The sequence below is a fragment of the Allobosea sp. 67-29 genome (assembly GCF_001898115.1).
Taxonomy (GTDB): domain Bacteria; phylum Pseudomonadota; class Alphaproteobacteria; order Rhizobiales; family Beijerinckiaceae; genus Allobosea.
This window is the reverse complement of the sequence record NZ_MKSQ01000007.1, coordinates 223,324-235,708: the sequence shown is the minus strand read 5'-3', so window position 1 is coordinate 235,708 and position 12,385 is coordinate 223,324. Positions and strand designations below refer to the sequence as shown.

Here is a 12,385-nt window from a genome sequence, read left to right as displayed (position 1 = left end):
CAGGATCGACGGCTCAAGGAGGAGGTTCGCTTGCAGATTCTCGTGACCGGAGGTGCCGGTTTCCTGGGCGCCTGGATCTGCCGCCGCCTGTCGCGCCAGGGCGACGGCGTTCGCATCCTCGACCGTGCCGGGAGCGGCGACCTCCTGGCGGCGATCGCCGGCGCCCGGTTCGCGGCCGACTGCGAGTGGGTGCATGGCGACATCACCGACGCCGAGGCGGTGGCGTCGGCCGCCCGCGGCTGCGACGCGATCATCCATCTGGCCGGCATCCTGACGCTGGCCTGCAAGGAGGACCCGATCCGCGGCGCCGCGGTGAACCTGATCGGCACGCTGAACGTCTTCGAGGCCGCCTTGCGCCACGGCATCCCAAAGGTCGTCTATACCAGCAGCGCCGGCGTCTACGGCCCGCAGAGCGGCGAGAATCCGGTTCCGGTCTCCCAGTACGGCGCATTCAAGCTCGCTTGCGAGGGCAGCGCACGCGCCTATTTCGCCGATCACGGGCTCTCGAGCATCGGTTTCCGGCCCTATGTCGTCTACGGCCCCGGGCGCGAGAGCGGCCTGAGCGCGGGGCCGAGCCTGGCCTGCCGCGCCGCGGCAAGGGGCGAGGCCTATGTCTTTCCCTATGAAGGGGCGGCCGGGCTGGTCTATGTCGACGACGTCGCCGCAGCCTATGAGAGCGCCCTGCGGCACGACGTTCCCGGAGCCCATGTCTTCAACATGATCGGCGAGCAGGCGACGCCCGAGGACGTCATCGCGGCGCTGCGCGAGTTTGCGCCGGATTGCGACATCCGCACCGGCGGCGCAGCGATGCCCTCTGCCCCCGACATCGCGGAGGGACCCTTGCGGGATGTCCTTCCCGACGTGCCGTTCACGCCGCTGCGGGACGGCATCGCGCGCACCTTCACCTTCTATCGCGATGGAAGCCTGTGATCCGATGCAACTCGCCGCGCACACCTTCGGCTTCGTCTGGCAGGACAGCGCCGAGGCCGCGTTCGAGACGCTCGGGGCGGCCGGCTTCCGCGACGTGCAGCTCATGGCCGCGCCGCCGCATTTCGACCCCTGGCGCGACGACGCCCCCCGCACGACACGGTTGCGCGCCGTCATCGCGCGCTACGGGCTGCGGGTCGTGGCCGGCGACCTCGCCAGCAGCGACATCAATCTGGCAAGCCCGTCCAGCGAGGTCGTGAGTTTCGCCGTTGACGCCTACCGCCGGCTCGTCGCGCGTTGTGCCGAACTGGGGGCCGTCGACGTCTGCGTCGGCTCCGGCCGCCGCCACGCGCTGTTGGCCCGAGCCAACGACCGGCTCATGGAGAGCTTTCGGCCCGCATTCCGGGCGATCGTCGCGGAGGCGCGACGCCGCGGCCTCGGCGTGGGCCTCGAGAATCATCCGCAAGGCCTGCTCGCCGATGCCGCAACGATTCGCGGCTTCCTCGATGCGGAGGAGTATCGGGACGTCGGCGTGATCTACGATGTCGCCAATGCCGTCGCCATCGGCGAGGACCCGGTCGCGGGGCTCGCGACGCTCGGCCCGCGGCTGCGCGCGGTGCACCTGTCCGACAGCCCGCTCGGCCAGTGGCGTCACGATCCGATCGGCAGCGGCGAGATCGATTTCACCGCGATCGGCGGCGAGTTGAGGCGGCAGGCCTATGAAGGGCCCGTCGTTCTCGAAATCCTGTCAGACAACCCGTTGCAGGGCCTGATCGAGGGCGCGCAAAGGCTGGTGCGGGACGGCTGGAGCTTCCAGCAGGGGCCGTGGAGTTGACAGGCTACGGGGCGCGTCAGCTCATGGGCGCAGCGCGCTTGCTTCTTCCTCAGGCCCGCGAAAGCTTGCACCGGCCACCGGCCGGGCCGGGGAGTGCCGCGATCCGGACCCGGGCTGTGCTGGTGAGCGGGGTGGGGATCGAACCCACGACCACATGATTAAAAGTCACGTGCTCTACCACTGAGCTACCCGCCCTCACAGGCCCGCTGACATACGGAGGAGCGGGGCAGGGGTCAACATGTTCGGTGCAGGCGACGCCACGACCGCGGCGTTATGCAAGGCGGTTTGCGAAAAACGTTAACCGGCCGGAAACCACGTCGTCCTAGCGTCTGACCATGGTCATCCGTCGCGGTCTTCGCTCCGTCTTCGTGACGCTCGCACTGTACGCGGTGTCGGCGCTGGCGGTCAGCTATTTCCTGTTCCATGCGCAGCACGGCGCACGCGGCCTCGAGGCGCGCGGGGCGATCCGTGAATCGCTGCGGGAGATGGAGGTCGAACTGGCGGCGCTGACCGCCGAGCGCAAATCCTGGGAACAGAGACTCACGCTGGTCCGGGACGATTCGATCGACCGCGACCTCCTCGAGGAGACGACGCGGGCCATGCTCGGCCGGACCCACAAGAACGACGTGGTGATCATGGGGCGCTGACCCCGTAGCGCGTTCCGGCGCATCTCTCGATCGGCCGGCGGCGCGAACGCCGTGCCGCTTTGCCCGCCCCATGGGGCCGCCTGTTGGAACCCATGTTGCAGAAACTCGCACGCCGGGGGCGATGGGGCCGCAGAGGCACCCTCGCGCGCGGAACGCACACCAGCGGGAAAGCCGGCTTTTAGTTCCAGTCGTATCAATTAACTCGAAATCAGTTACGATCTGAATCTCTATATAAGACAGTGACTTAGCTAATGCTGCACTGCGAGACAGCGTGCTCGCCAAGGTTTTTTCGATCCTCTACAACAAAGGTCGAAGGCCCTTGGAGGATCGTCTATGGCTGTTGCTGCGCGTAAATCGAAAGCTCCCGCCCCATCGAAAGCGGCCGCCAAGCCGGCGAAGGCCCGCTCGGCCAAGGAGGGAGCCGGACAGGCGGCTCCGGCCCCCAGCAACGTCACTCCCTTCAGCAAGGACGAAGATCTCCACGCCTATCGCGAGATGCTGCTGATCCGGCGCTTCGAGGAGAAGGCGGGCCAGATGTACGGCATGGGCCTCATCGGCGGCTTCTGCCATCTCTATATCGGCCAGGAAGCCGTCGTCATCGGCATGCAGATGGCGTCGAAGGACGGCGACCAGGTCATCACAGGCTATCGCGACCACGGCCATATGCTGGCCTGCGGCATGGAATCGCGCGGCGTGATGGCGGAGCTGACCGGCCGGCGCGGCGGCTATTCGCGCGGCAAGGGCGGCTCGATGCACATGTTCAGCCGCGAGAAGAATTTCTATGGCGGCCACGGCATCGTCGGCGCGCAGGTCTCGCTCGGCACCGGCCTGGCCTTCGCCGACTGGTATCGCGGCGACGGCACCGTCTCGATGACCTATTTCGGCGATGGCGCCGCGAACCAGGGCCAGGTCTACGAGAGCTTCAACATGGCCGAGCTCTGGAAGCTGCCGGTCGTCTTCGTGATCGAGAACAACCGCTACGCCATGGGCACCGCGGTGACCCGCGCTTCGGCGCAGACCGATTTCTCGCGCCGCGGCATCTCCTTCAACATCCCGGGCGAGCAGGTCGACGGCATGGATGTCCGGGCCGTACGCGAGGCAGGCCAGCGCGCCATCGAGCATGCCCGCTCCGGCAAGGGCCCCTACATCCTGGAGATGCAGACCTATCGCTATCGCGGCCATTCGATGTCCGACCCGGCGAAGTACCGCTCCAAGGACGAGGTCCAGCGCATGCGCGAGGAGCACGACCCGATCGAGCAGGTCCGCGCACGCCTGATCCGCGAGTTCAAGGTCGGCGAGGACGAGCTGAAGGCGATCGACGCCAAGGTCCGCGAGATCGTCAACGACGCGGCCGAATTCGCGACGCATGATCCCGAGCCCGATCCGTCCGAGCTCTACACGGACATCCTGCTGGAGCCGGCGCAGGGCTGACGCCCGCGCCGCCGCCGCTTCCGCCTTTCCCCGCGTCTTACGAATCCGGGTGCGTTCATGCCGATCGACATTCTCATGCCTGCCCTTTCTCCCACCATGGAGGAAGGAAAACTGGCCAAGTGGCTGAAAAAGGAAGGCGATCAGGTCAAGGCGGGCGACATCATCGCCGAGATCGAGACTGACAAGGCGACGATGGAGGTCGAGGCAGTGGATGAAGGCATCCTCGCCAAGATTCTGATCCCGGACGGCAGCGAGAATGTCGCCGTCAACACCAAGATCGGCGTGATCGCGGCCGAGGGCGAGGATGTCGGCGCTGCGGCCAGCGGCGCCGCTTCGGCGTCCGCGCCGGAAAAGCCGGCGGAGCCGAAGGCGGAAGCGCCGGCCGCCACGAGCGAGCCCGCCCCGGCTGCCAGCAAGCCCGAAGCCGTGCCGGCGCAGGCCAAGTCCTATGACGCCTCGTCGGAGTTCCCGGCCGGTGCCGAAATCGTCAGCCAGACGGTGCGAGAGGCCCTGCGCGACGCGATGGCCGAGGAGATGCGCCGCGACAAGGACGTCTTCGTGATGGGCGAGGAGGTCGCGGAGTACCAGGGCGCCTACAAGGTCACGCAGGGGCTGCTGCAGGAATTCGGCGCCAAGCGCGTCATCGACACGCCGATCACCGAGCACGGCTTCGCCGGCATCGGCGTCGGCGCGGCGCTGTCGGGCCTGCGCCCCATCGTCGAGTTCATGACCTTCAACTTCGCGATGCAGGCGATCGACCAGATCATCAACTCCGCCGCCAAGACGCTCTACATGTCCGGCGGCCAGATGGGCTGCCCGATCGTCTTCCGCGGTCCCAACGGCGCGGCCGCCCGCGTCGGCGCCCAGCACAGCCACGACTATGCCGCCTGGTATTCCAACGTACCGGGCCTGAAGGTGGTGATGCCCTACAGCGCGTCGGACGCGAAGGGCCTGCTGAAGAGCGCGATCCGCGACCCGAACCCGGTGATCTTCCTCGAAAACGAGATCATGTACGGCAAGTCCTTCGACGTGCCGAAGGGCGACGATTTCCTCATCCCGATCGGCAAGGCCAAGGTGGTGCGTCCCGGCACGGACGTGACCATCGTCTCCTTCGGCATCGGCATGACCTATGCGCTCGGCGCCGCCGAGGCTTTGGCCAAGGAGGGCATCGAGGCCGAGGTCATCGACCTGCGCAGCATCCGTCCGATGGATATCGAGACGGTCGTCGCCTCGGTGCAGAAGACCAATCGCTGCGTCGCGGTGGAGGAGGGCTTCCCGCAGTCGGGCGTCACCGCCGAGATCGGCATGAAGATCATGGAGGCGGCCTTCGACTATCTCGACGCCCCCGTCGCCCGCGTCACCGGCAAGGACGTGCCGATGCCTTACGCCGCGAACCTCGAGAAGCTCGCCTTGCCGAATATCGGCGAGGTCGTCGCGGCGGCCAAGGCCGTCTGCTATCGCTGAGAAGGGGCTGACCGATGCCGACGAACATCCTGATGCCCGCGCTCTCTCCGACGATGGAGAAGGGCAATCTCGCCAAGTGGCTGAAGAAGGAAGGCGACACGATCAAGTCCGGCGACATCATCGCCGAGATCGAGACCGACAAGGCGACGATGGAGGTCGAGGCGGTCGACGAGGGCGTGCTCGCCAAGATCGTGGTGCCGGAAGGCACGGCAGACGTCGCCGTCAACGAGATTATCGGCGTGATCGCCGGCGAGGGCGAGGACGCCAAGAGCGTCTCCGCCCCGGCCGCCGGCGCTGCTCCGAAGGCTGAGGCTCCCAAGTCCGAGCCTGCAAAGGCCGAAGCCGCGCCGGCAGCGGCTCCCGCTCCCGCCAAGGCGCCCGAGGCACCGGCCGCCGCTCCGGCGAAGGCTGACGGCAACCGCGCCTTCGCCTCGCCCCTGGCACGCCGCATCGCCAAGGAGGCCGGGCTCGATCTCGCCGCCATCGCGGGTTCCGGCCCGCATGGCCGCATCGTCGAGAAGGATGTCGAGGCGGCCAAGAAGGGTGGCGGTGCCAAGGTCGCCCCGGCCGCTGCCGCCCCGGCGGCGGCTAAGCCTGCGGCCGCGCCGCTGGCTGCCGGCCCCTCGGACGAGCAGGTCAAGAAGCTGTTCGAGCCGGGATCCTACGAGGAGATCCCGCATGACGGCATGCGCAAGACGATCGCGCGCCGTCTGACCGAAGCCAAGCAGACGATTCCGCATTTCTACGTCACCGTGGATTGCGAGCTCGACGCGCTGCTGAAGCTGCGTGCGGAACTCAATGCGGCGGCGCCGGAGAAGGACGGCAAGCCGGCCTACAAGCTCTCGGTCAACGACATGGTGATCAAGGCGCTGGCTCTGGCGCTGAAGGCCGTGCCGGATGCCAACGTCTCCTGGACCGAAAGCGCCATGCTCAAGCACAAGCATGCCGATGTCGGCGTTGCCGTCTCGATCCCCGGCGGGCTGATCACGCCGATCATCCGCGATGCCTGCCACAAGAGCCTGTCGCAGATCTCCAACGAGATGAAGGACATGGCGGCCCGCGCCAAGGCCCGCAAGCTGAAGCCCGAGGAGTATCAGGGCGGCACGACGGCGGTCTCCAATCTCGGCATGTTCGGGGTCAAGGACTTCGCCGCGGTGGTGAACCCGCCGCATGCGACCATCCTGGCGGTGGGCGCCGGCGAGCAGCGCGTCATCGTCAAGGGCGGGCAGCCGGCCGTCGCGACGGTGATGTCGGTGACGCTCTCGACCGACCACCGCGCCGTCGACGGTGCGCTCGGCGCCGAGCTGCTGCAGGCGTTCAAGGGCTATATCGAGAAGCCCATGGCGATGCTGGTCTGAGGCTGCGGGAGAGAGACCATGGCTGACTACGACATCATCGTCATCGGCTCCGGCCCCGGCGGCTACATCGCGGCGATCCGGGCTGCGCAGCTCGGCTTCAAGACCGCGATCGTCGAGCGCGAGCATCTCGCCGGCATCTGCTCGAACTGGGGCTGCATCCCGACCAAGGCGCTGCTGCGCTCGGCCGAGATCCTGCACTATGGCGAGCACGCCAAGGATTACGGGCTCGTCCTGGAAGGTTCCTTCAAGGCCGATCTGGAAGCGGTGGTGAAGCGCTCGCGCGGCATCGCGGTCAGGATGAACAACGGCGTCCAGTTCCTGATGAAGAAGAACAAGGTCGACGTGATCTGGGGCGAGGCCAAGCTCGCCAAGCCCGGCACGATCACGGTTGCGCCGACCAAGAAGCCGGCGATGCAACCGCAGGGGCCGATCCCGAAGGGCGCCAAGGGCGAGGGCAGCTATACCGCCGACCATATCATCGTCGCCACCGGCGCCCGGCCGCGTGCGCTGCCCGGCCTCGAGCCCGACGGCAAGCTGATCTGGACCTATTTCGAGTCGATGGTTCCGGCCAAGATGCCGAAATCCCTGCTCGTGATGGGCTCCGGCGCCATCGGCATCGAGTTCGCCTCGTTCTACCGGACGATGGGCGTCGATGTGACGGTGGTCGAGGTGCTGCCGCAGGTCGTGCCCGTGGAGGATGCCGAGATCGGCGCCTTCGCGCGAAAAGCCTTCGAGAAGCAGGGGATGAAGATCATCACCAGCGCCAAGGTGACGAAGGTCGAGAAATCAGCGGACTCCGTCACCGCCCATATCGAGGACGAGAAGGGCGGCAAGCAGACGATCACCGCCGATCGGATGATCTCGGCTGTCGGCGTGGTCGGCAATATCGAGAATATCGGGCTCGAGACGCTCGGCGTGAAGACCGATCGCGGCTGCATCGTCATCGACGATTTCTGCCGGACCAATGTGAAGGGCATTTACGCGATCGGCGACGTCGCCGGCCCGCCGATGCTGGCCCACAAGGCCGAGCACGAGGCGGTGATCTGCGTCGAGGCGATCAAGGGGCTGCATCCGCATCCCATGGACAAGCTGATGATCCCGGGCTGCACCTATTGCCACCCGCAGATCGCCAGCGTCGGCCTGACCGAGGCGAAGGCAAAGGCCGCCGGCCACGAGATCAAGGTCGGTCGCTTCAACTTCGTCGCCAACGGCAAGGCGGTCGCGCTCGGCGAGGATTCGGGGCTTGCGAAGACGATCTTCGACGCCAAGACCGGCAAGCTGCTGGGCGCCCATCTGGTCGGCCCGGAAGTCACCGAGCTGATCCAGGGCTTCGTCGTCGCGATGAACCTCGAGACCACCGAGGAAGAATTGATGCACACCATCTTCCCGCATCCGACCCTGTCGGAGGTGATGAAGGAAAGCGTGCTCGACGCCTATGGCAAGGTGCTGAACGCCTGATTCGACGCGCGTCTTGCTCGACCTGGACCCGAGCGTCCCGCGACAAGCTGGCTCCGGAGGCCCATCCGGCCAGAGATTCTCGGGTCGAAGCTTCGCTTCGCCCCGAGAATGATGGCTCCCGGCGCTTGGCGAGCAAGGCGCCCGCCATCATATTGCGCCGATGCCGCCACGCACCCGCAAATCGCCCAAGCCCGACCGCGTCGTCCGCGATGAAGAGGTCGAGATCCTGCCGCCGCGCCGAACCCTGCCGCTCGACTGGAGCGTCATCGTGCCGACGGTCGCCTCGGGAACCGTCATCGGCTTCATTGCGAGCCTCGTGGTCGGCGGCGGCGGGCTGATCCGGCATGCGGTGGTCGGCGTGCTCGGCATGCTGGTCGGGCAGGGCATCGTGCGCCTGACCGGCTGGCGGCTGAACACAGGCTACGGCTTCCTCGACGATGCCGGAATGGCGGTACTGGGCGCGATCCTCGTCATCCTGCTGGCGCGCTTCATCGCCTGAGGTTCAGGCGGGACCGTCGCGCAGCGCCGCCAGCGCCTCTTCTCCCGTCACGGTCGCGGCGGCGGGCCAGGCGAACCAGTTGCCCTGGTGCTGCAGCGCCTCTTCCAGCCTGAGGCGATAGGCGTCGCGCGGGATCTCGATGGTGCCGAACTGGGCGAGATGGCCGGTCTGGAACTGGGTGTCGAGCAGCTGGTAACGGCCGTGCCGCAGACGCGCGACGAGGTGGACGAGCGCCACTTTCGAGGCATCCGTTTCGCGGTGAAACATGCTCTCGCCGAAGAACGCCGCGCCGAGCGACAGCCCGTAGAGTCCGCCAACAAGCCGCCCCTCGCGCCAGCACTCGACCGTGTGGGCATGGCCCAGCGTGAAGAGCTCGCCGAAGATCTCGCGGATGCGGCGGTTGATCCAGGTTTCCGGCCGGTCCGGCCGCTCCTCGGCGCAGGCCGCAATGACGGCCGCGAAATCGCTGTCGACGCGAACCTCGAAGCGGTCGGAACGGAGGGTGCGGGCGAGCCGCGACGACAGATGAAAGCCGTCGAGCGGGATGACACCGCGCCATTCCGGCTCGACCCAGAACAGGCCGGGATCGTCGGCGGTCTCGGCCATCGGGAAGATGCCGGCCGCGTAGGCGCGCAGCATGATCTCCGGCGTGATGGCGGGCGTGCGCACGGGGACGGAGCGGGCTTTCATGAAAGGATGGGAACGCGCAGCAGGGCTTAAGTCAAACGGAAGCGCAATGCCGGTCCATCATGCCGGGCTTGGCCGGGGGCATCGCCTCATCCGGCTCGAGAGTCCCGGGCTGAAGCTTCGCTTCGCCCGGGAATGAGGTTGGACGGCACCGTCCCGATCAGCCTTCGGACGGTTCGCTGCCCGCCGGCTCGTCGCCGGCTTCGTCATCGCCTTCGCCATCGTCGTTGATGCACTCGACCGACACGACCTTCTCGTCCTTGGCGGTGTTGAACACCGTCACACCTTGCGTCGAGCGGCCGGCGATGCGGATGCGATTGTCCGACCCGGCATCGACCGGCACGCGGATCAGCTGGCCGCCATCGGTGACGAGCATCAACTGGTCCGAGTCGATGGCCGGGAAGGAGGCGACGAGCTTGCCGTTGCGGTCGTTGACGACCATCGCCACGATGCCCTTGCCGCCGCGCCCGGTCACCCGGTACTCGAAGGACGAGGTGCGCTTGCCGTAGCCGCGTTCCGAGATCGTCAGGATGAACTGCTCGGCCGCGCCCATGGCGGCGTATTTCTCCTGGCCGAGCTCGATATCGCCCGCGCTCTCCTCGGTATCGGCCTCGATCACAGCCGCAGCTTCGGAGCCTTCCTCGACTTCGCCGGTCAGGGCCCGGCGGGCCGCCGCCGCCCGCTTGAGATAGGCGGCGCGCTCATCGGGCGTGGCATCGAGATGGCGCAGGATCGCGAGCGAGATCACCTCGTCGCCCTTGGCCAGGTTGATGCCGCGCACGCCGGTCGAATCGCGCCCCTTGAAAACGCGCACCTCCGGCACCGCGAAGCGGATGCACTGGCCGTCGGCGGTGGTCAGCAGCACATCGTCGTTCTCGGTGCAGATCTGCACGTCGACGATGTGGTCGCCCTCGTCGAGCTTCATCGCGATCTTGCCGGCGCGGTTGACGTTGACGAAGTCGGAGAGCTTGTTGCGGCGCACCCCGCCCGAGGCGGTGGCGAACATCACGTCGAGCGTCTCCCAGCTCGCCTCGTCCTCCGGCAGCGGCATGATCGTGGTGATGCGCTCACCGGCCTCGATCGGCAGCATGTTGACCAGCGCCTTGCCACGGGCGTTCGGCGCCGAGAGCGGCAGCCGCCAGACCTTCTCCTTGTAGACCTGTCCCTCGGAGGAGAAGAACAGCACCGGCGTGTGCGTGCTGGCGACGAAGAGGCGCGAGACGAAATCCTCGTCCTTGGTCGACATGCCGGAGCGACCCTTGCCGCCGCGGCGCTGCGCCCGATAGGTCGAGAGCGGCACACGCTTGATGTAGCCGCCATGGCTGACGGTGACGACCATGTCCTCGCGGGCAATCAGGTCCTCGTCGTCGAGATCGGAGCCCCAATCCTGAATCTCGGTGCGCCGCGGCGTGGCGAAGGCGGCCTTGGCCTCCGCGAGCTCGGCCTTGACGATGTCCTGGATGCGTACGCGCGAGCGCAGGATATCGAGATAATCCGCGATCTCCTTGGCGAGCTTCTCCAACTCGTCGCCGATCTCGTCCCGGCCCAGAGCGGTGAGGCGGGCGAGGCGCAGCTCCAGGATCGCCTTCGCCTGCGCGTCGGAAAGCCGGTAGGTGCCGTCCGGGTTCATCGGGTGGCGCGGATCGTCGACCAGAGCGATCAGCGGCGCGATATCATCGGCCGGCCAATCCCGCGCCATCAGCGACTCGTGCGCGTCGGCCGGCGTCGGCGCGGTGCGGATGAGGCGGATGACCTCGTCGATATTGGCGACGGCGGTGGCGAGGCCGCAAAGCACATGAGCGCGCTCGCGGGCCTTGTTGAGCAGGAAGCGCGTGCGCCGGGAGACCACCTCCTCGCGGAACTCGACGAAGGCGACGATGAAGTCCTTGAGGTTCAGCACCTCCGGGCGGCCGCCGTTCAGCGCCACCATGTTGGCGCCGAAGGAGGTCTGCAGCGGGGTGAAGCGGTAGAGCTGGTTCAGCACGACGTCGGCGACGGCATCGCGCTTGATCTCGATGACGACGCGGATACCCTCGCGGCTCGACTCGTCGCGCAGGTCGGAGATGCCCTCGATCCGCTTCTCGCGGACGAGATCGGCGATCTTCTCGACCATCGTCGCCTTGTTCACCTGATAGGGAATCTCGGTGACGATGATCGCCTCGCGCTCCTTGCGCAGCTCCTCGATATGGGTCTTGGCCCGCATCACGATGGAACCGCGCCCGGTCTGGTAGGCGGAACGGATGCCGCTCCTGCCCATGATCTGGCCGGCGGTCGGGAAATCGGGACCCGGGATGATCTCGTTGAGGTCCTCGATCGAGATCTCGGGATCGTCGATATAGGCGACGCAGGCGTCGATAACCTCGCCGAGATTGTGCGGCGGGATGTTGGTGGCCATGCCGACTGCGATGCCGCCGGCGCCGTTGACGAGGAGCTGCGGGTACTTCGCCGGCAGCACGCTCGGCTCGCTGCGGCTGTCGTCGTAGTTCGGCTGGAAATCGACGGTGTCGCGGTCGAGGTCGTCGAGCAGCGGCATCGCCGACTTGTCGAGCCGGCTTTCGGTGTAGCGCATCGCCGCCGGCGGATCGCCGTCGATCGAGCCGAAATTGCCCTGGCCGTCGACCAGAGGCAGCCGCATCGAGAAGGGCTGCGCCATGCGCACCAGGGCGTCGTAGATCGCCTGGTCGCCATGGGGGTGATACTGACCCATCACGGCGCCGACGATGTTCGCCGACTTGACGTGCTTGCGGTCCGGCGTGTGGTTGTTCTCCCACATCGAATAGAGGATGCGGCGGTGGACGGGCTTCATGCCGTCGCGGACATCGGGCAGAGCGCGGCTCACGATCACGCTCATGGCGTAATCGAGATAGCTCTTCTTCATCTCGTCGGTGATTGCGATCGGCTTGATGTCGCCGCCGAAATCCGGGGCGTCGTCGCGCTTGTCGTCGTTCTCGTCGCTCAACTGGGACTATCCCGATTCCTGTTCGTTTTCAGGCTTCTGGCTACCCTATTCCGGCCTTTCGCGCCAGCAAAAGCCGTCTCTGTCCAAGCAAAAATTTCCTTCGCAATTTCATGGCGTTAC

General features: G+C 66.8%; 10 protein-coding genes and 1 tRNA gene. 8 read left to right on the top strand and 3 right to left on the bottom strand.

Features of this window, described 5'->3' with window-relative positions; genetic code table 11:
* Positions 1–30: 30 nt before the first annotated feature.
* Positions 31–930 (top strand): NAD-dependent epimerase/dehydratase family protein, encoded by a 900-nt coding sequence (locus BGO20_RS04810; protein WP_291662255.1) that lies wholly within the window; start codon positions 31–33, stop codon positions 928–930.
* A gap of 4 nt (positions 931–934) precedes the next feature.
* Complete coding sequence (locus BGO20_RS04805) at positions 935–1,762, top strand: sugar phosphate isomerase/epimerase family protein (RefSeq protein WP_291662257.1); 828 nt, start codon at positions 935–937, stop codon at positions 1,760–1,762.
* A 120-nt stretch (positions 1,763–1,882) separates the two neighbouring features.
* On the opposite strand, the gene BGO20_RS04800 is transcribed toward BGO20_RS04805, so the two are convergent.
* Positions 1,883–1,957 (bottom strand) — tRNA-Lys (locus tag BGO20_RS04800).
* A 140-nt stretch (positions 1,958–2,097) separates the two neighbouring features.
* Between BGO20_RS04800 and BGO20_RS04795 the strand changes: the two genes are divergently transcribed.
* The 6 genes from BGO20_RS04795 to BGO20_RS04770 all read left to right on the top strand — a co-directional run bounded on the left by BGO20_RS04795 (position 2,098) and on the right by BGO20_RS04770 (position 8,619).
* Positions 2,098–2,409: an FtsB family cell division protein gene (locus BGO20_RS04795; RefSeq protein ID WP_291662259.1), complete on the top strand. Its 312-nt coding sequence runs from the start codon at positions 2,098–2,100 to the stop codon at positions 2,407–2,409.
* A 333-nt stretch (positions 2,410–2,742) separates the two neighbouring features.
* Positions 2,743–3,840, top strand: a complete 1,098-nt coding sequence (pdhA, locus tag BGO20_RS04790) for a pyruvate dehydrogenase (acetyl-transferring) E1 component subunit alpha (RefSeq protein WP_291662261.1) — start codon at positions 2,743–2,745, stop codon at positions 3,838–3,840.
* Positions 3,841–3,897: 57 nt separating this feature from the next.
* Positions 3,898–5,304: a pyruvate dehydrogenase complex E1 component subunit beta gene (locus BGO20_RS04785; RefSeq protein WP_291662262.1), complete on the top strand. Its 1,407-nt coding sequence runs from the start codon at positions 3,898–3,900 to the stop codon at positions 5,302–5,304.
* Positions 5,305–5,318: 14 nt separating this feature from the next.
* Positions 5,319–6,662, top strand: coding sequence for a pyruvate dehydrogenase complex dihydrolipoamide acetyltransferase (locus tag BGO20_RS04780; protein WP_291662264.1), 1,344 nt, complete (start codon positions 5,319–5,321; stop codon positions 6,660–6,662).
* A gap of 18 nt (positions 6,663–6,680) precedes the next feature.
* Entirely contained in the window at positions 6,681–8,120 is a 1,440-nt protein-coding gene (lpdA, locus tag BGO20_RS04775; RefSeq protein WP_291662266.1) for a dihydrolipoyl dehydrogenase, read from the top strand.
* 160 nt (positions 8,121–8,280) lie between these two features.
* Complete coding sequence (locus BGO20_RS04770) at positions 8,281–8,619, top strand: GlsB/YeaQ/YmgE family stress response membrane protein (RefSeq protein WP_291662268.1); 339 nt, start codon at positions 8,281–8,283, stop codon at positions 8,617–8,619.
* A 3-nt stretch (positions 8,620–8,622) separates the two neighbouring features.
* On the opposite strand, the gene aat is transcribed toward BGO20_RS04770, so the two are convergent.
* Both aat and gyrA read right to left on the bottom strand, forming a co-directional pair.
* Positions 8,623–9,309 carry a leucyl/phenylalanyl-tRNA--protein transferase gene (gene aat / locus BGO20_RS04765; protein WP_291662270.1) on the bottom strand — a complete coding sequence of 229 codons (687 nt, stop codon included), beginning with the start codon at positions 9,307–9,309 and terminating at the stop codon, positions 8,623–8,625.
* 157 nt (positions 9,310–9,466) lie between these two features.
* Complete coding sequence (gyrA, locus tag BGO20_RS04760) at positions 9,467–12,184, bottom strand: DNA gyrase subunit A (protein ID WP_465246003.1); 2,718 nt, start codon at positions 12,182–12,184, stop codon at positions 9,467–9,469.
* Between the last annotated feature and the right edge of the window lie 201 nt (positions 12,185–12,385).

Bases quoted from the DNA above. Each gene is read 5' to 3' on its own strand.
- pdhA (WP_291662261.1), top strand. From the start codon at position 2,743: ATGGCTGTTGCTGCGCGTAAATCGAAAGCTCCCGCCCCATCGAAAGCG.
- BGO20_RS04795 (WP_291662259.1), top strand. From the start codon at position 2,098: ATGGTCATCCGTCGCGGTCTTCGCTCCGTCTTCGTGACGCTCGCACTG.
- lpdA (WP_291662266.1), top strand. From the start codon at position 6,681: ATGGCTGACTACGACATCATCGTCATCGGCTCCGGCCCCGGCGGCTAC.
- BGO20_RS04770 (WP_291662268.1), top strand. From the start codon at position 8,281: ATGCCGCCACGCACCCGCAAATCGCCCAAGCCCGACCGCGTCGTCCGC.
- aat (WP_291662270.1), bottom strand. From the start codon at position 9,309: ATGAAAGCCCGCTCCGTCCCCGTGCGCACGCCCGCCATCACGCCGGAG.
- BGO20_RS04785 (WP_291662262.1), top strand. From the start codon at position 3,898: ATGCCGATCGACATTCTCATGCCTGCCCTTTCTCCCACCATGGAGGAA.
- BGO20_RS04780 (WP_291662264.1), top strand. From the start codon at position 5,319: ATGCCGACGAACATCCTGATGCCCGCGCTCTCTCCGACGATGGAGAAG.
- BGO20_RS04805 (WP_291662257.1), top strand. From the start codon at position 935: ATGCAACTCGCCGCGCACACCTTCGGCTTCGTCTGGCAGGACAGCGCC.
- gyrA (WP_465246003.1), bottom strand. From the start codon at position 12,184: ATGAAGAAGAGCTATCTCGATTACGCCATGAGCGTGATCGTGAGCCGC.